At 66.7% G+C, this 17774-nt stretch carries 13 protein-coding genes; 7 read left to right on the plus strand and 6 right to left on the minus strand.

The features are described 5' to 3' along the window. Positions 1-46 precede the first annotated feature (46 nt). Positions 47-319: a hypothetical protein gene (locus VGK32_17365; GenBank protein HEY3383537.1), complete on the plus strand. Its 273-nt coding sequence runs from the start codon at positions 47-49 to the stop codon at positions 317-319. Positions 320-1623: 1304 nt separating this feature from the next. Here VGK32_17365 and VGK32_17370 read toward each other — a convergent pair. The 3 genes from VGK32_17370 to VGK32_17380 form a co-directional block, all read right to left on the minus strand. Next, positions 1624-3252: a sodium/solute symporter gene (locus VGK32_17370; GenBank protein ID HEY3383538.1), complete on the minus strand. Its 1629-nt coding sequence runs from the start codon at positions 3250-3252 to the stop codon at positions 1624-1626. A 44-nt stretch (positions 3253-3296) separates the two neighbouring features. Next, complete coding sequence (locus tag VGK32_17375; GenBank protein ID HEY3383539.1) at positions 3297-4304, minus strand: uroporphyrinogen decarboxylase family protein; 1008 nt, start codon at positions 4302-4304, stop codon at positions 3297-3299. A 390-nt stretch (positions 4305-4694) separates the two neighbouring features. Continuing rightward, a complete protein-coding gene (locus VGK32_17380; protein ID HEY3383540.1) occupies positions 4695-4868 on the minus strand; it encodes a hypothetical protein in 174 nt (57 codons plus the stop codon). Positions 4869-5006: 138 nt separating this feature from the next. Here VGK32_17380 and VGK32_17385 point away from each other — a divergent pair, with 138 nt between their 5' ends. Further along, positions 5007-5462: a hypothetical protein gene (locus tag VGK32_17385; protein HEY3383541.1), complete on the plus strand. Its 456-nt coding sequence runs from the start codon at positions 5007-5009 to the stop codon at positions 5460-5462. A 75-nt stretch (positions 5463-5537) separates the two neighbouring features. On the opposite strand, the gene VGK32_17390 is transcribed toward VGK32_17385, so the two are convergent. Then, positions 5538-6533 (minus strand): aldo/keto reductase, encoded by a 996-nt coding sequence (locus VGK32_17390; GenBank protein ID HEY3383542.1) that lies wholly within the window; start codon positions 6531-6533, stop codon positions 5538-5540. Between the two features lie 375 nt (positions 6534-6908). Between VGK32_17390 and VGK32_17395 the strand changes: the two genes are divergently transcribed. Further along, on the plus strand, positions 6909-10163 hold the full coding sequence (locus VGK32_17395) for a TonB-dependent receptor (protein ID HEY3383543.1): 3255 nt from the start codon (positions 6909-6911) through the stop codon (positions 10161-10163). 181 nt (positions 10164-10344) lie between these two features. Here VGK32_17395 and VGK32_17400 read toward each other — a convergent pair whose 3' ends face one another. After that, positions 10345-11850: an AMP-binding protein gene (locus VGK32_17400; protein HEY3383544.1), complete on the minus strand. Its 1506-nt coding sequence runs from the start codon at positions 11848-11850 to the stop codon at positions 10345-10347. Between the two features lie 190 nt (positions 11851-12040). On the opposite strand from VGK32_17400, the gene VGK32_17405 reads away from it, so the two are divergent. From VGK32_17405 to VGK32_17420, 4 genes are all read left to right on the plus strand, one after another. After that, positions 12041-12946: a DapH/DapD/GlmU-related protein gene (locus VGK32_17405; protein HEY3383545.1), complete on the plus strand. Its 906-nt coding sequence runs from the start codon at positions 12041-12043 to the stop codon at positions 12944-12946. Between the two features lie 22 nt (positions 12947-12968). Further along, the gene (locus tag VGK32_17410; GenBank protein HEY3383546.1) at positions 12969-14084 is read left to right on the plus strand and encodes a glycosyltransferase; all 1116 of its coding nucleotides are present in this window, start codon (positions 12969-12971) and stop codon (positions 14082-14084) included. A 159-nt stretch (positions 14085-14243) separates the two neighbouring features. Beyond that, positions 14244-15494, plus strand: a complete 1251-nt coding sequence (locus VGK32_17415) for a mandelate racemase/muconate lactonizing enzyme family protein (GenBank protein HEY3383547.1) — start codon at positions 14244-14246, stop codon at positions 15492-15494. Between the two features lie 176 nt (positions 15495-15670). Further along, positions 15671-16372 (plus strand): RNA polymerase sigma factor, encoded by a 702-nt coding sequence (locus VGK32_17420; GenBank protein ID HEY3383548.1) that lies wholly within the window; start codon positions 15671-15673, stop codon positions 16370-16372. A 25-nt stretch (positions 16373-16397) separates the two neighbouring features. Here the strand turns inward: VGK32_17420 and VGK32_17425 are convergent, their stop codons facing one another. Beyond that, complete coding sequence (locus tag VGK32_17425; protein HEY3383549.1) at positions 16398-17738, minus strand: hypothetical protein; 1341 nt, start codon at positions 17736-17738, stop codon at positions 16398-16400. Between the last annotated feature and the right edge of the window lie 36 nt (positions 17739-17774).

Below are 17774 nucleotides of genomic sequence, written 5' to 3' on the forward strand. Positions count from 1 at the left end.
CGAGTGTGGCGGCATCGAGGGCCAGGTCGCCGTCGACGCTCCCGCCGTGGTCCGTCCCGGGATCCGGGACGAGGATGTCGGGCACCCAACCGCCGACATGCGCGGCAGGGGCCACTACGCCACCTACGGTAACGTCACGCTCGAGAACGATACCGCCGGCGCCTGGCGGGGATCGATCGACACCGGCGGCCTCGCGGTGATTGCCCGCTGCGTGCAGAGCGGCGCGGTCACTGGTGGAGCGGAATCCGCCGGCACGCAGATGCTGTTTCCCCCGCTCTCCTCTGCGACGCGTGACCTCGTGCGCGTGGCCTTCGCCTGACATCGCGAGCAGGAATGCGGCGACGGCTCGTCGTGGCAGCTCATCGGCACTCATCCGCTGGCAAGCGGCGTCGGCTTGCACCCGTCGGTGACGCAATTCGGGTACGAGCTCTCCGGCGGTGCTCATGCGACATGACGAACGTCGCCTCGCGGCCGAATCTGAGCGCCTCTTTCGAGGGATCGCAGACTTCGTCCAGCACCTTCAGACGGGTCAGGGCTCGTCGCTGGAGATCCGGCCGAACACCTGCCCTCCGGCCCGTCTCGAACAACTCGCGGAGCCCGCGGTGCCGGAAGCTTCTGATCACTGAAGAGAGCGTCGCGTCAGACGCGACACATTGTCGAGCCACGCACGACACCTCGCGCGCGGCAACACACCTGGCAGACCGATGTTCGGCCGACCGACGAGCCTTCTCGCAGCCCGCAACCGACACCCTCAGCGGCCAAATTGAAGATCCCGAAAGACGACGCCTTTGGCCTGCTGCTCGCGACGTGCGACGACTGTGTTGGCGCCGTGGAAGTGCTGGCGGACGATAGTCGCCAGACCGAGTGACGATCATGAACTGCCGGATCTGTCTCCGTCCGTCGGATCCGTCGCCCTATCATGTCCGGTGTTTGCGACGCTCGCTCGGCGCCGGTCACTCCATTCTGAAGCCACAAGCGCAGACGTTTCCGGAGATTCGTCAGAACGAATTGTTGACGATGCGGATGGCGGAGCACGTGGGCATCGACATTCCGTCCTGTGGTCTGGTGCGCCTGCGGGATGACACGCTCGCGTACATCGTCAGGCGGTTCGATCGTGCCCACGACGAGCGGAAGCTGCGGCAGGAGGATTTCTGCCAACTCGCGGAGCAACCGCCCAAGGACAAGTCCAGAGATGGAGAGCCGAGTGGGCAGAGATACAGTGCGGCCTGGAGTTCTGGAGCCTCATCGTACTCATCGCACAGCTGTCTGACTGCGAGGCCGCTCCCGGTTGTCTGGGGCACACGCACGATGCTGTCGGGTTCTTCGAACGGCAATGGCGGAGGGCAACATGGAGCGGCGGTCCGGTGGGTTCTGGGCTTCGTTGGCACTGGCTGTCCCGGCTCTCGCCTTCGGTGCAACGAACCTCCGGGTGTGGATTGCTTTGCACGCCTCTGGCGTTACGTGAACTACTCATGGTGCGACGGCACGCGCTGTCGTCGTCTCGCAAGGCGCCCCATCAGCGATTCGGCCAGTGCGCTCGAGGACATCCGAAGTGGCCACGTGATGTTCGGGCCGTGGTGCGCGCGGCTCGAGCAGCCGGCGCCCTTGCCGCCTTGGAGCCGATCAGAGGAACCGCACGTACAGGGCCACCACACACAAGACGAGCACCGTGCCCCAGAACGGGAAGGACATCCACCACGGAATCGTCTTCATGTAGGCCGCCACCTCCGGTGAGAAGGAGCGGTCCACCACGGCCTGCTCGGGAATCTCGTCACCCCTGGTCCGGTAGATCCAGATGATGACGCAGGCGACGATGAAGTCGATGACGGCCCTGGTCAGGAACGGAATCGAGGGCACGAGCTGCCACCCCTCGGCGATGGTGAAGGTGAGGGCCCAGGCCGGTCCGACGATGATCGCAATGAGCGCGCCCCGCGCGGTGGCCCGCTTGTAGAAGAACCCGGCCAGGAAGAGCGCGCACACCGACGGGTAGGCGATGGACCAGTACTTCTGGATGTAGAGGAAGATGGCCCGGAGGTCGCGCAAGAAGTAGCCGACGATGGTGGCGGCGACCAGCACGGCGAGCGACGTGAGCCGCCCGATGCGCACCAGGTCGGTGCTGGCGGCGTCGCGTTTCACATGGTTCTTGTAGATGTCGAACGTGATGATCGACGAGCTGGCGACGACCATCGAGGCAATGTGCGACATCACGCACCCCATCAACCCGGCCATGACCAGCCCGGTGAGACCCGCCGGCAGGAGTTGCGTGACGAGCGTGGGAAACGCGAGGTCTCCCTTCGTCAGCACGTGCTGCGCTTTCAACAAGCCGGTGTCCGGGTTGTACAGCCGGAAGGCGATCATGCCGGGCAGCACGACGAGGAGCGGCACGAGCAGTTTCAGGAATCCGGCGAAGATGACCCCCATCTGGCCGTGCCAGACGTCCTTGGCCGAGAGGGTCCGCTGCGTGATGAACTGATTGCAGCCCCAGTAGAAGATATTGGCGAGCCACATGCCGCCGAAGAACACGCCGATCCATGGCAGTTCGGGGTCGTTCCACGGCCTGACCATGTGAAACTTCTCCGGCGTCGCCGCCATGAGCGCCTGCATGCCGCCGAACGGCGATGCCTGGTACCCGGGTGACGAGACGCCGAGCCGGTGCAGCCCGAGCCAGGTGACGGTCAGGCCGCCCAGGATGAGCACGGTCACCTGGATGACGTCCGTGTAGGCGACGGCCTTGAACCCGCCGACGATGGCGTAGCCGCCGCCGACCACGCACAGAATCGCCAACCCCCACGGCAACGGCAGGCCGAACACCTCGCGGATGGCCAGTGAACCCGTGTAGAGCACGACCGCCAGCTCGATCACGATGTAACCGATCAAGCTGATGATGGCGTAAACCGTGCGGACCCGGCCATCGAACCGCCGCTGCAGGAACTCCGGCATCGTGGTGATGCGGCTCTTGAGGTAGTAGGGCAGGAAGAACCACCCGTAGAGCACGAGCGCGATGGCCGCCATCCACTCGAAGCTGGCGATGGCCAGGCCAATCTCGTACCCGCGGCCCGACATGCCGATGAAGTGGTGGGTGGAGATGTTCGCCGCGATCATGGACCCGCCGATGACGGGCCACGTCAGATTACGGCTGGCCAGGAAGTAGCCCTCGGAATCGGCCCGTCGGCGCGAGGCCAGCCACCCGACGCTGGCCACGGCGAGCAGATAGAGGCCGAACACGACCACATCGGACGTGATGTGTGGCATGGCAGTGGTGTCAGATGGCTGAGGCGGGCTTCATGGCCGGCGCCTCATGCTGAGAGCTGTTGCTGGGCGACCCCGATGACGGCCAACATGTTTTCGAGCGAGACGTCCTTCGGCACGTCGTGCGAGGGCGCCAGGATGTAATTGCCTTCTCCACCCAACTCGAGCAGCCGCCGGGTCTCGCGTCGAACCTCCTCGGCCGTGCCGAAGGGCAGCGTTCTCTGAATCGAAAGGCCGCCGTGGAAGGTCAGGCGCCCGCGATACCGCGCGAGCAGCGCGGTGGTATCCATCACTTCGGGCTGGAACGGATTGAAACAGTTCAGGCCGATCTCAAACAGATCGTCGAACAACTCGTCCACGTCGCCGCAGGAGTGGATGAACACGTACTTGCCCGCGCGGTGCGCCTCCGCGTACATGCGCGCGAGGTGCGGCTTGAGGAACTTCCGCCAGAGCACAGGTCCCATCAGCAAGCCGCGCTGCTGCCCCCAGTCATCACCGAAGTAGATCGCGTCGATGTCGTACCGACAGGCCTCACGGATCTGCGCGATGTTGTACTCGGTGATGGCGCCCAGGAGTTCGTGGACGAAGGCAGGGTTGAGATGGAGATCCATCAACAGGTTCGTCATCCCGCGCAGGGTCCAGGCGCGCTCGAAGAGCGAGAAGCCAATCTGGAACACGCGGAACCGGTCGCCGTACTGTGCGATGCGACCGGGGATGTCGGCAAACACTCGCGGGTCGAGCGGGTCGGGAAAGTCATATCCTCGCAACGTCGGGGCCGGCAGGACGCAACCTTCGGGAGTACCGATGTCCTTGTCCACGCTGCGGTCCCAGACCACGCCAAAGACATCGCGGCGACGGTCCTGGCCGACGTCCTCGAAGAATCCGAGGTCGCTGCCCAGCTTGAGCAGGTGGTTCTGCAGCACCTCCTCGAGGTCGGCGGTGCCGAAATGCTGCTGGAGTTTCGTCTTGGCCCCGACCGTGAACCCGAACGACCACGGTACGTAGGGTGGACGCTTGCCGTCCAGAACCAATGTGACGACTTCGCGCTTGGTCATGGTCTGGCAGCCCGTGGTGAAAGGCCCGCCGGCATTCGGCCGACCCTGCATCCCACCCGGCTGCGTTGCTCCTCCCTCGAATATGGCCCGATATTCTCCGTCGTCGCGCCTTTCCGGCTGGGCGCATCGTCGCCCTCGGTGCTACGCCGCGACTTCCACCAAGCGCTGCCACGGTGCGCCGGCGGGGGGCGGGAAGCCGTCTCCGTGGCAGCCCGCGGCGAGGCCGGGCCGGTCGCCATGCTCGTGCACAGCCACCAGGGGACGTGCTCCGGCGCCACGGACAGGACCGCTCGAAGACCACGCCGGAGCCGAGCGTGCTGCCGCGCAGCATATTATATACAACATGACCAAACCTGAGGCGTTACGATTTCGTCAGATCGCGCCGCCGGTCTACGTGGCCGATCGGTGAGAGGGAATCCGGGCAATGGCGTCGGCCAGCGCGCGCTCGGCGTGCCACAGGTCGTAGGTCCGCTGGAGACGGAGCCACAGGCCCGGACCGTTGCCACAGAACTTTCCGAGACGAACGTCGCGCGACAAGCGCGTCGCCAGACAAGCGCGTCGCATGCACACAAAGCGCGCCTGCCTTGACCGCTCGCATGGCCGGTCGCACACTGGTGCGCCCTGTCGCGCGTGACCGGCCCCCGCTGGCGCCGGCGGACGCACAGGACAGGATGGTCCTCTCAACTGCAAGGGGTGAAGCCGGTGGCCAAGTGGATGCTCGGATGTGCCGCGTTGCTCTTGTGGGGAACCGTGCCGGCTGCCGCCGCTGGCGGGCAGACGCAAGCGCCCTCGCCCGCCACGGAGAAGCTGGCGCCGCCAGACTACTCGCAGGAAGCAGCCGTCATCGAGCAGGCGCGCACGACGATCTCCTTCGACGGGAATGCCACCGGGCGCCGCGACGACGCGATTCGGCTCTACGCGCACGCGGTGACCGCCAAGCGCGTGGTGCCCGAGGCGCCATGGCTTCCAGGCCTCGAGCCCGCATCGATCGATCGCACAGAGATCTCACGAACAACACCGAACCGAGAACGCCAATTCGTGTCGTCGCCGACCTTCTCCATCCAGTCGAGTGTCCCGCCGTCGAGCGCTTCCTGGATGGCGATCTGCGTCATGGCCGTCGCGTCCTTCGGTCACGCGTTCTTCGTTGCCACACAATGAAGCCCACCCGTTCGCACAACCGCGGGTTCGCGAACTCGGTCACAGGCTCCGCCGCCCTCGCCTCGCGCTTCCCGATCAGCGGCCGGTCAGTTGCTCCAGTTGCTCGGGGTACCGAGCCCCGTGAACCGTTATCTCCGAGGCGGCGCGGTCGATCTCCCGAAGATCGTCGGACGTCAACTCGAGCGCCGCGGCCCCGATGTTCTCCTCGAGCCGATGCAGCTTCGTGGTGCCCGGGATGGGAACGATCCACGGCTTCTGGGCGAGCAGCCACGCGAGCGCGATCTCGGCCGGTGTCGCCTGCTTCCGTGCGCCGATCGTGCCCAGCAGATCGATCAACGCCTGATTGGCCTTCCGCGCCTCCGGCGTGAATCGAGGAAGGCTGGCGCGGAAGTCGGTGCTGTCGAACGTCGTGTGCTCGTCGATCTTCCCCGTGAGGAAGCCCCTCCCGAGCGGGCTGTAGGGCACGAAGCCGACACCGAGCTCTTCGAGCGTCGGCAGCACGTCCGCTTCGGGACCGCGCGTCCACAGCGAGTACTCGCTCTGCAACGCCGTGACCGGCTGGACGGCGTGCGCGCGACGTATCGTCTGCACCCCCGCCTCGGAAAGGCCGAAGTGCTTCACCTTCCCTTCCCGAATCAGGTCCTGCACCGCACCAGCGACATCCTCGATCGGCACGTTCGGGTCGACGCGGTGCTGATAGAGGAGGTCGATCGCTTCGACCCCGAGCCGCCTGAGCGAGCCCTCGGCGGCCTGCTTGATGTGCCCGGGCCGGCTGTCGAGGCCCACCCACTTCGGGCCGCCGTTCGGATCGAGCTCGAACCCGAACTTGGTCGCAATCACCACCTGCCCTCGAAACGGCGCGAGCGCTTCGCCGACGAGTGCTTCGTTGTTGAACGGACCGTAGACTTCCGCGGTATCGAAGAACGTTACGCCGCGGTCGACGGCCGATCGCAGCAGCGAGACCATCTCCTGCCGGTCCGGAGCCGGACCGTAGGAAAAGGTCATGCCCATGCAGCCGAGTCCGAGCGCGGACACTTCCAGGTTGCTCCTGCCAAGCTTGCGTTTCTGCATTGCTTCTCGTTCCTCCACATCTAGAGTATCGGCCGGGTGCCCGCCTGGCTAGTCGGTAAGGTCGACAGAGGTCAGTGAGTGCAATCCACCCGCTGCCCGCGGCCACACGATTCGAGAACTGGAGGAGCGGATTGGTGTGCGCCGCCTGCCCGGACGACGACACGCGGCGTTGCGCCGACGGACACGGGAGAGCCCCGGCGCGGACCGAGCGCGCCTGCCACGGTGTCGCCGCATCCTCCCGATCGGGATGCCACCCCGGATGCACAAGTTTTCGTCTGGCCCTCAGCGAATTGCTTGCAACTCCCCCGCCCCGGTGTTATGACAGTCCTCATACCGCGCAGTTGAAATCTCTCGGCCACCCGTACGGAGGTTTGCATGAAGCTCGTGCTCCGGCCTGGGACCACTGTAATCCACCTCGCGTTCCTGATCACCCTGGTCACGCTGGTCGCCGTGGACCCGGCTGTCGCGCAGACGTTTCGCGGCGGCATCCAGGGCACCATCACCGATTCGACCGGTGGCGCGCTGCCCGGAACGACGGTGACCTTGGTCAACGCGGCGACGAAGCTGACCCGAACGATCGTCACCGACAAGGAGGGGAAGTACTTCGTCACCGAACTGCCTCTCGGCGAGTATTCCGTGACCGCCGAACTCTCCGGCTTCGGTTCGCAGACGCTCACCGGGATCCGCGTCGTGGTGGGCGGCAACCAGCGAGTGAATCTGCAGCTCAGCCCGGGCGGCCTGCAGGAGCGCGTGGAGGTGGCGGCCACCGCGCCGCTCGTGGACACGACGGGCAACACGATGGGCGGCACGATCGACGCCGCGGAGGCGGCGCAGTTGCCGCTCAACGGGGGCGATTTCACGAAGCTCCTGGTGCTGCTCCCGGGCTCGGTCGGCGACCCGAGCGGCGCGATGGACTCGCCCGGATCGTTCGGCCTCTTCAGCATGAACGGGAGCCGTGGCCGGTCGAACAACTACCTGCTCGACGGGACCGACATGAACGACGGCTACCGGAACCTGCCGGCCATCAACGAAGGCGGCGTCTTCGGCACGCCGGCGACCGTGCTCCCGGTGGACGCGGTGGCCGAGATTCGCGTGCTGTCGGGCGCGCAGGCCGAGTTCGGCCGCAACTCCGGCGGCGTAGTGACCATCGTCACCAAGTCGGGATCGAACGCGATTGCCGGCACCGGGTACGAACGCTTCCGGAACGACAGCCTCGACTCGCGCAACTTCTTCAACCCCGAGCCGCAGCCGAAGAACACCTTCCGCAACAATCAGTTCGGTTTCTCGCTGGGCGGTCCCGTCGTCCGCGACAAGACGTTCTGGTTCGCGGCGTACGAGGGTCAGCGCGAGAACGTCGGCCTGCCGAGCCTCAGCCGGGTGCCGAGCCCGTCAGCGCTGTCCACCGCCACCAACCCGATCATCAAGAAACTCGTCGCGCTCAATCCCTGGCCGGCGCCGAACGTGGCCGGCGCGGGGCCCGACGAGCCGAACCTGCTGGCGACGACCAACGCGCGGAACCGCGTGGACAGCCTGATTCTCAAGCTCGACCAGCACATCGGCAACGCCGACCTGTTCACCGGCCGCTACTTCCTTGGCGACAGCGACCAGAGCTTCCCGCTCGCCGTCCTCGGCGGGAACGTCCTGCCCGGCTACAACACGGTGACCCCGACGCGCGTGCAGATCGTCTCGCTGTCGTTCATCCACTCCTTCTCGCCGCGACTCCTGATGGAGGCGCGCGGCGGCTACAACCGGTTCGTCGAAAGTTTCCTCCCCGAGGACGGGACGTTCGATCCGAACTCGATCGGACTGAACACCGGCGTGTCCTCCAAGGACTTCGGCCTGCCGCAGTTCCGCATCACCGGCTATGCGCCGATCGGCACCAACGCGTCGGTGCCGCGCGGGCGGACGGACACCAACCTGCACGCGGTGCTGGCGTTCGCCTACAGCGCGGGCCGGCACAACGTGAAGGCCGGGTACGAATTCCGCCGCACCACGGTGGACGGGTATTTCGACGCGGGCTACCGCGGCGTCCTGAATTTCGGCAGTCTGGACGACTTCCTCGCGGGCAACGTGGCCAGCGGGCGGCAGGTGATCGGGGACTCGCAGCGCGTCACGTCCCAGAGCAGCCACGGTCTGTACCTCCAGGACAACTTCGCGGTCAGCCCGAAGCTGACGCTCAACTATGGCCTGCGATGGGACTACATGGGAGTGCTCGGCGAGCAGTCGAACCGCCTCAGCATCCTCGATCCCAAGAAGGGGCTGGTGCAGGTGGGATCGAGTGACCTCGCCGCCCTGTATCCGCGCGACCTGGCGAATTTCGGCCCGCGAGTCAGCGTCGTCTGGGACCCGAGCGGCCAGGGCCAGACCGTCGCACGCGCGAGCTGGGGCGTGTTCTTCGACTCGTATTCTCAGGACTACTTCGTCGGTCAGCTTCCGTTCAACACCTTCAACCCGGGGCCGGCCTACAACGGCATTGGCGCGTCACCGATCCTGTTCAGCTACTCGCCGACCGGCACTCTCGTACCGGGCAGCCCGGTATTCGAGCGTTCGTCGTTCGGTGCGTCGGACGTCTTCACGGTTTCGCAGGATCTGAAGACGCCGTACATGCACAACTTCAACGTCAACGTGGAACGACAGATCGGAAAGCACGCGGCGGTGCAGGTCGGATACGTGGGTTCGCTCGGACGCCGTCTCTACCGGTTCCGCGACATCAACCAGGCGGACTCCCGCACGGGCGCGCGCCCGTTCGACAACGGGCCGTTCGCCCCCGGGGGCGGCACGTTCGGATACGTCGATCAGTTCGAGTCGACGTCCGAATCGAAGTACAACGCGCTCCAGATGGTGTTCAACGTGCGGAACTGGCACGGCTTGACGTGGCGGGCCGACTACACCTGGTCGCACTCACAAGACAACGCGAGCGACGGCCAGGACTACGTGCCGAACGCGACGCAACCGGATGACAGCTTCCATCCGGAGCGTGAATGGGCCGACTCGAACTTCGACACCCGGCATCGCTTCACGCTCACCTTCAGCTACGTGCTGCCGACCTGGTCGCGTGCGCCGCGATTGACCAAGGGCTGGGGCATCGACGGCGTGATGACGCTGGCCAGCGGCCAGCCGTACAACCTCAACTACCTGTTCGAGGGAGACTTCAACGGCTCGGGCGAGTTCTTCGGCAGGCCGGACGTCGTTGGTGACCCGTTCGCCGGCACGAATTCGTCCGACAAGTTCCTGAACCTGGCGGCCTTTGCCGTGCCGTGCCGGTGGGACGCGAACGAGGGCGCCTGCGTGCCGGGCAGCGGTCATTTCGGCAATCTGGGGCGCAACGCGTACCGCGGACCCGGCTATCGAAACATCGACATCGCGATCTCCAGGAATTTCTCAGTCCTTCGGCACGCGACGCTCCAGCTTCGGGTCGATGTCTTCAATCTGCTCAATGTCACCAACTACTCGAACCCGCTGATGCCGAATTTCAGCACCGATTTCCTCGTAAACGGCATCGATGCGAAGACCGGACGCGGTATCGGCTACCTGGCACTGAACGCGACACCGGACGTGGCCGTCGGCAACCCGTTCCTGGGAGGCGGCGGGCCGAGAAACGTGCAACTGGGGGTGAAGATCACGTTTTAGGCCGGAGTCAGAGCGGCCGCGCATCCGAACCCGGTGGCGTTGCCGCAACGGTATCGACGAAGAGTGGGACGGCCCTTCGCGCTTCGCCCGCCCTGTTCAGGCGTTGAACGCCCGGTAGGGCCGTCCTGCAAACCGCTCGCTGCGCGGCTCGACGCCACGCGCGGGCGCGGGTGGCTGGGTGTCACACAAGGCCGAGCTGCCTGGCCATCACGGTACGCTGGAACTTGCCAGTCGGCCCCGTCGGGATGGCGTCGAGGATCAGGACTGTGCGCGGCACCTTGAATCTCGCCAGCCGTTCGGCGGCGAAGGCCCGCAGCGACTCGGGCGTGGCGTCGGCGTCGGGCCGCAGGACGACGACGGCCGCAACGCGTTCGCCGAGGGAAAGATCCGGGACGGCGAAGGCCAGCGCCTGCGACACACCGGGATGCTCCATCAGCACGGCATCCACCTCGAGCGGCGCCACCTTCTCGCCGCCGGTGTTGATGATTTCCTTCAGCCGGCCTGTCAGCGTGAGGTAGCCCTCGGCATCGAGGCGCCCCTCGTCGCCGGTCCTGAACCATCCCGAACGAAACGACGCAGCCGTCGCCGTGGCGTTACCGGCATATGCCTTGATGACCGAGTCGCCCCGAATCACCACTTCACCCACCGCGCCCGCTGGGGCAATGCATCCCTCCTCGTCCATGATCGCCACTTCCGCGCCGGTGGCGCGTCCGACGGTGCCCCGTTTCGGCTCGGGGTGGACACGTGGCGTGCAACTGATCTGGTGGGAAGCTTCGGTCATGCCGTACGCGCTGATGACGGGCACGTGGAACGTGTCCTCGAGCGCACGCCAGGTTTGCAGCGGCAGCGGTGCGGAGCACGAACGCACGAAGCGCAGGCAATGCGAGGCGACAATGTCCTGGTTCACCCTGGCGCGCCCGAGGATGGCGTGGTGCATCGTCGGCACCGCCGTGTACCAGGTGGCGCCCGAGTCCGACAGCCACGAGAAGAATCGGTGCGCATTGAAGCCGGGCGAGCAGTAGACGGACGCCCCGGCCGACAGCGAGGCCATGACGGCCGCCACGAGACCGTGCACGTGGAAGAGCGGCATGATGTTCAGGCAGCAGTCGGTCGCCGACAGGCCGAGCGACGCCGCGATGGTCTCTGCCGAGGCGCACAGATTGGCGTGCGTCAACGCGACCAGCTTCGGCCGGGCCGTCGTGCCCGAGGTGTGGAGCACGAGCGCCGCATCTGCCGGCACGGGCCGGCGGGTGGGCGCGTCGCTCCGCGCGCTGGCTCCGCAATCGAGATGGAACACGCCGGCTGGATCGCCAGCACGATGCTCGACGAACAGCACGTCCAGGCCCAGGCGCCGCGCGACGCCGCACGCGACGTCGTGCCCGGGCGTCGTGACCAGCGTCTTTGCGCCGAGATCGGTCAGGTAGAACTCGAGTTCGGCCTCCTTGAACGCAGGGTTCAGTGGGGCGACAGCCGTCGCGTCCGAGAGCGCCAGGAACGCCGAGGCCAGCTCCGGGCCGGCGGCCAGCATCAACGCGATGGGAGCGGTGGATTCCACGCTCCGGCGATTCACGATCCCGCGCGTGGTGGCGCCAATGAGCGTCGAGAGGTTCCCGTACGTCAGCGGAGGCCGGCCCTCTGTGCGCAAGGCGACGCGGTCGGCAGGCACGCGAGATACGAGGTCGGACACCAGCACGGGATTCTCCGGGTGGATTCGTTCGACGGTTAAGCGGCTACAATGTACTTGAACCACCGGTCGAGTATCCAGCAAAACGGCGGCTCGAACCGGCCAACGCGGCGCGTGAGCACGCGTTTCGAGGCTCCAGGGCGCGGTCCGTGACGCGGGTACCCGCGTCCCCCTCGCCATTGACGGGTCCAGCATGAAGCTGTCGCTCACGGCGCTGGCGCGCCTGGTCGCTTTCGATGTCGTCCGGGACGGGGAATTTTCGACGCTCGGTTTCCTCTCGATGCCGCGTCCAGGCATCCTCACCTTCGTCGAATCCCGCCGGGTGCTGAAGGCGGTCCGCTCATCCCCTCGTCCCCTCGGGGTCATCACCACGCCCGACATCGCACCGGAGTTGCCTCAGCTCGACGGCGTGGCGCTGGCCGCCAATCCCCGCCGTACGTTCTACGAACTGCACAATCACCTCGCGCGCCATACGGATTTCTACGGGGGCCACGCGCCCACGATCATCGACCCGGCCGCCGACGTCCATCCGACCGCCAGCATCGCCAGCCGGGACGTGCAGATCGGCCCGCGCGCTGTCGTGGGGCCGCACGTCACGATCCTCGGCCGGTGCCGTATCGGCGCCGACGTTGTCCTCCATCCAGGCGTCGTGCTCGGCGCCGAGGGGTTCCAGACGTCGCGGTTCGACGACGGGGTGCTCGACATGGCGCACGCCGGTGGGATCCATATCGGCGACGGCGTCACGGTGCACGCCAACGCAGTGGTGGCCCGCGCGTTGTTCGACGAAGAGACCGTCATCGGCGAGGGGAGCCGCATCGGCAACCTCGCCTTCGTGTCGCACAATGCGCAGATCGGCCGGCACTGCTTCATCGGTCACGGTGCCGTGGTCAATGGCAACGTCGTCATCGGCGAGGACTCGTGGATCGGGCCGGGAAGCACCTTGTGCGACCGCCTGTGCATCGGCGCGGGTGCGCGCATCACCCTCGGGGCGGCCGTCATCCACGATGTGGCGCCGGGGCAGCAGGTGACCGGCAACGTCGCCGTGGAGCACCGCAAGTTCCTGCGGCACATCGCGGCCGTCAATGGGAGGCGCGCCTGATGGGCGCGCCCAGATTGCACCGGTGAACATCCTCATCGCGAACCGTCGACTCACCGATTACAGCGGAACCGAGGTGGTGTCCCGCGACCTGGCGATCGGTCTCAAGGCGCTCGGCCACGCCCCAGTGGTGTGGGCGCCGCGCCTGGGAGGCATCGCCCGCGAAATCCGCGACGCCGGAATCGCGGTGCACGGGGATGTCCGAGCCGTGGGCGATGTGCCCGACGTCATCCACGGCAATCACCCGAAGGTTCTGCTCGAGTCGCTGCTGAGGTTCCCGGGCGTGCCGGCGGTGGCCGTGTGCCACGACGGCAGTTCGGTGAGAGACGAGCCATTTTTCCACCCGCGCATCCTGCGCTACGTGGCGGTGGACGAGCGGTGCCGGCGGCGCATCGAACGCCAGGCTCAGATCCCGCGCGAGCGCATCGAGGTGCACCTGAATGCCATCGATCTCGGACGGTTTCGGCCGCGGGCGATTCTGCCCGAGACGCCGTCTACGGCGCTCGTCTTCAGCAACTACGCCACGACGTCGACGTACCTGCCAGCCCTGCGGAGGGCGTGCCGGAGGGCCGCCATACGCCTCGACGTTCTCGGCGGCGATGACAGCCGGCAGACGCCCCATCCGGAGGCGGTGCTGGGACGCTACGACGTGGTGTTCGCGAAGGCGCGATGCGCGCTCGAGGCGATGGCCGTGGGATGCGCGGTGGTGTTATGCGACTTCGCAGGCCTGGGGCCCCTGGTGACGGCGGCGGCGTTCGACGATCTTCGCGCGAACAACTTCGGCCAGGCGGTGCTGGCGCGGCCGCACACGGCGAGCGGTGTGCTCGCGGAGTTGCGGCGCTACGATGCCGCGGACGCAGCGCGCGTCAGCTCGCGCGTGCGCGAAGAAGCCGGGTGGGACCGCTCACTTCCGCGGTGGGTGAGCCTCTACGAGGATGTGGTGCGCGAGCACGCTCGGGGCGGGCCCGCCCCGGGCGCCGAGCACGCGGCGCTGCTCGACTACCTCCAGAGCTGGAGCTACGAGGCGCGCATGGACTGGGAGCGCGCCCAGATTGCCGGCCTCGCGCGGGTGCCGCTGGTGGGAGCGACGCTGGTGCCACTCGCCAAGTACGTGCTGCGGCAGTGGTCACGCAAATCGTAGCGAATCGACCAGCCGATCTCTTCGGGCTGCACCGTCCTCAGGTCCAGCACCACTGATCGCGGGCCTCGGAATCTCACAGGAAGCCCGGCCCGCCCTTCCGCGGTAACATGGCGCGTCGATGGACCCGCGATGCGACTTCGCCGTGAAGGAGTGACGACCATGTTGACCCGACGTGAATGGATCGCCGTGACCGGCGGTGCAGCCCTGGGCGGGGCGCTGCCAGGCGTGTTGGCACACGCCTCCGCCGATGCGAGCGCGCAGCGCTCGATCCCGGACTACGAACAGCCGCTCTTCGATCTGCCAGGCGCGGTCAAGGACGCGGCCAAGGTCGAATCGATCGAGCTACTGAAACGCGGCACCACCTTCTTCGTCCGCACACGCTCCAAGGACGGCGCCGTCGGCATCGCGCCCACCAAGCAGGTCGAGCCGTTCATCCCCATCTTCAAAGACCTGGTGGCGCCGCACTTCATCGGCAAGGACGCGCGGACCATCGAGTCGTTGATCGACGAAGTGTACCGGGCGAACTACAAGCTGGCCGGCATCCCGTTCTGGTGCCCGGTCGCCTACATCGAGCAAAGCCTGCTCGACATGCTCGGCCGGATCGCCGGCAAGCCCGTGGGAGCACTGCTCGGTGGCGTGGTCCGGAAGGAGATCCCGGTGTATCTGTCCGGGTCCGTGCGCGAGACGACGGCCGAACAGGAAGTCGAAGTCTATGTCCGGGGCGCCGAGCAGACCGGGACGAAGATCGTGAAGTTCAAGATCGGCGGACGCATGAGCCGCAACCTCGACGCGTACCCCGGCCGCACCGACACGCTCATCAGGCTCGCGCGGACCACGTTCGGGTCCGGCATCACGCTCTATGCCGACGCCAACGGGTCGTACAACGCGTCCGCCGCCATCGAAATTGGACGCCAGCTCGAGGCGCTCGGCTACGCGATGTTCGAGGAGCCGTGCCCGTGGGAAGAACTGAGCGAGACACAGCAGGTCGCCAAGGCGCTCAAGATCCCGATTTCCTGCGGCGAGCAGGACTCGAGCCTCTGGCGATTCAAGTGGATGCTGCAGAACGGCGTGATGGCCGTGGTGCAGCCGGACATCAACTACAACGGCGGCCTGATCCGGGCGGCACGCGTGGCGCGGATCGCGCGGACGTTCGGCAGGACCATCGTTCCGCACAACACTCAGACCGGCATCGCCTCGGTGAACATCCTGCAGTTCGCCTCCTGCATTCCGAACATCGGTCCGGCGATGGAGTACTCGTATCGAGAACCGCAGAAGCCGCAGAACTGGTACACGCCGAACTTCATCATCAGGAACGGCCGGCTGCTTGTGCCGGAGGGCCCGGGTCTGGGGATCGAGATCGATCCCGCCTACCTGGCGAAAGCGGAGGTGATGGCGAGGGTCGCGCGATGACGCGTCCAATCCCGCCTCCACCGGGCGGTGATTGGTCCGGGCGTCGGGGCCTCATCTGAAGCCTCCGCTCATCAGGCACATCGGTTGCTGTTACTTCCTGCCGCGCAGTCACTCTGTACCATCAACCTACGCTCAGGGCGCGGGCGGAGCATCTCCCCGGCCAGAAAGCATGCACGATGTGGTCCACCTCAACCGCAACGCAGACCGTCGAGATCGATGCCGCGCCGACCGACGAGCAGGTGGTCGCGCGCGTCCTGGCCGGCGAGACGGCTCTGTTCGAACTCCTGATGAGGCGCTACAACCAGCGCTTGTACCGCGTCGCCCGGGGCATCGTCCGCAGCCCGGACGAGGCCGAGGACGTCGTGCAGGAGGCGTATGTCAACGCCTACGCGCACCTGGATCAATTCGCCAACCGTGCGAAGTTCTCGACGTGGCTGACGAAGATCGCGGTGTACGAAGCCCTCGCTCGCGCGCGGCGGCAGCGCCGCTTCGTTGACGCGGACACGAATGACGGGGATCCGATGACGACCCTCGATTCGAAGGAGCCCGATCCCGAGAAGCAGGCGCTGACCTCCGAGTTGCGCCTCCTGCTCGAGCAGGCGATCGACACCCTTCCTCCGCCGTACCGGTCGGTGTTCATCCTGCGCGAGGTGCAGGAGATGAGCACCGCCGAAACCGCGGCCTGCCTCGACGTGACCGAGGACGCGGTGAAGATGCGCCTGCACCGGGCACGCTCGGTGCTGCGCGACGACTTGTATCGCAGGGCCGGGACCCTGCTGCCCCAGGCCCTGCCGTTTCTTGGTCCGCGCTGCGACCGGATGGTGCAGGTGGTCCTTGCGCGTATCGAGGCCGTCGCGCCGGCTTGGCGCACGCGGTAGTCGCCCCGCGCCGGGGCCACCCCGATCAGAGCGACTTCAGGTACTCGACCAGATCGCGCTTCTGCTGGTCGGTGAGGGCCAGGTGGAAGAACGAATCGTAGTGCGCGACGACGTCCGCGAGCCTCGCGAACCGGCCATCGTGATAGAAACCGCCCTTCACCCGTGTGAACAGCCCGCCAAGGGGCGTCGTCCGATAGCGCCCGTCAGGCGAGCGATCGGCCTGGAACGAATCGATCCCGATTTCGTCGGGCGTGTGGGTATTCCAGCCCGGCTCGGTGAACAGCGGCGGGACGTGGCAGGTTGAACACCGCGCCGGACCGTCGAAGACCTGCTGGCCGCGCTCCGCGGCAGCGTGGTCGAACGAGCCGGCCGGGGGCCGCGGCGCGGGCAGCGAGAGTTGGTAGGCGTGGAGCGCCGGCAGTTTCGACGTCACGAGGTCAGGGTCGCTGCGCACGTCGGCAAACCCGGCTCGCGCCGCAACGGGGAACCGCGCCGCGTCGTTGAGGCGCGCGTCGGCGAACGTCCCCTGCCCGTGCATTTCGAGCGTTGCGACAAACGCGTTCCAGTACGGAACGCTGCCCCAGCCGGTGTACGTGTGCAGGTTCACGCCCGCCAGGCCAAAGGCCGCGGGGATCACGGTCGCTGCCGACCGCCCGTCCGGCCGAAACGCCTTGCCGTCCATGAACAACTCGGCATCGTACCTGCCCGGGCCCCAGCTGTTCAGCACGGCTCTCACCGTTGCCGCGTTCACGCCGAGCAGGTTGGTGACGGCCGAGAGATCCGGAGACAGGGCCACGATCGCGCCCACGTTCAGGTCGCGGTTCGGCCAGCCGTCGAGGCGATGGCCAATTCCCGCTGCGAAGCTGTTGTCCACGGTTGAGTGGCACAGCGAGCATTGGATCCCCATCGATTTCAGTGACCCGTCGGGGTTCATGAACCCTGTGACGCCGACCACGGCATTGAGCTTCAGCAGCAGCAGCGTCACCGCGGGATCGTTGAGATTGACCTGACCCGCCCGCAGCGCCGCAACGACTGCCGGCGGCAGGGCGTCCACATCGACTTTCAGGCCGACAGCGAGCGCCGTCGCCGGGCTCACGCCGGGTCCAACGCCGTTGAAGCGGGCGCCTTCGATGGCGGTGTGCAACTTGAGCGTGTCGCCCCAGAAGGCTTCGTCGCCGAATGTGTCGAACCGGAACGTCTTGCGGCCCTCCTCGGCTTGTCGCGCGGCGGGCGCGCGGCCTCCTCCGCTCGGCGGTGAGGGCTGACTCTGCGCCTGAGGCGAAGCGGTTACGAGAATTGTGGTTACGAACCCGACCGACGCCATCGTGACGAGGGTGGTCGGCAGGGTGAACGGAAGTCGCGGCATCGTCGTGCTCCTTGTGTGTGGTGTGGTGGTCGTGCT

It is taken from the genome of Vicinamibacterales bacterium (genome assembly GCA_036504215.1).
Lineage (GTDB): Bacteria > Acidobacteriota > Vicinamibacteria > Vicinamibacterales > Fen-181 > FEN-299.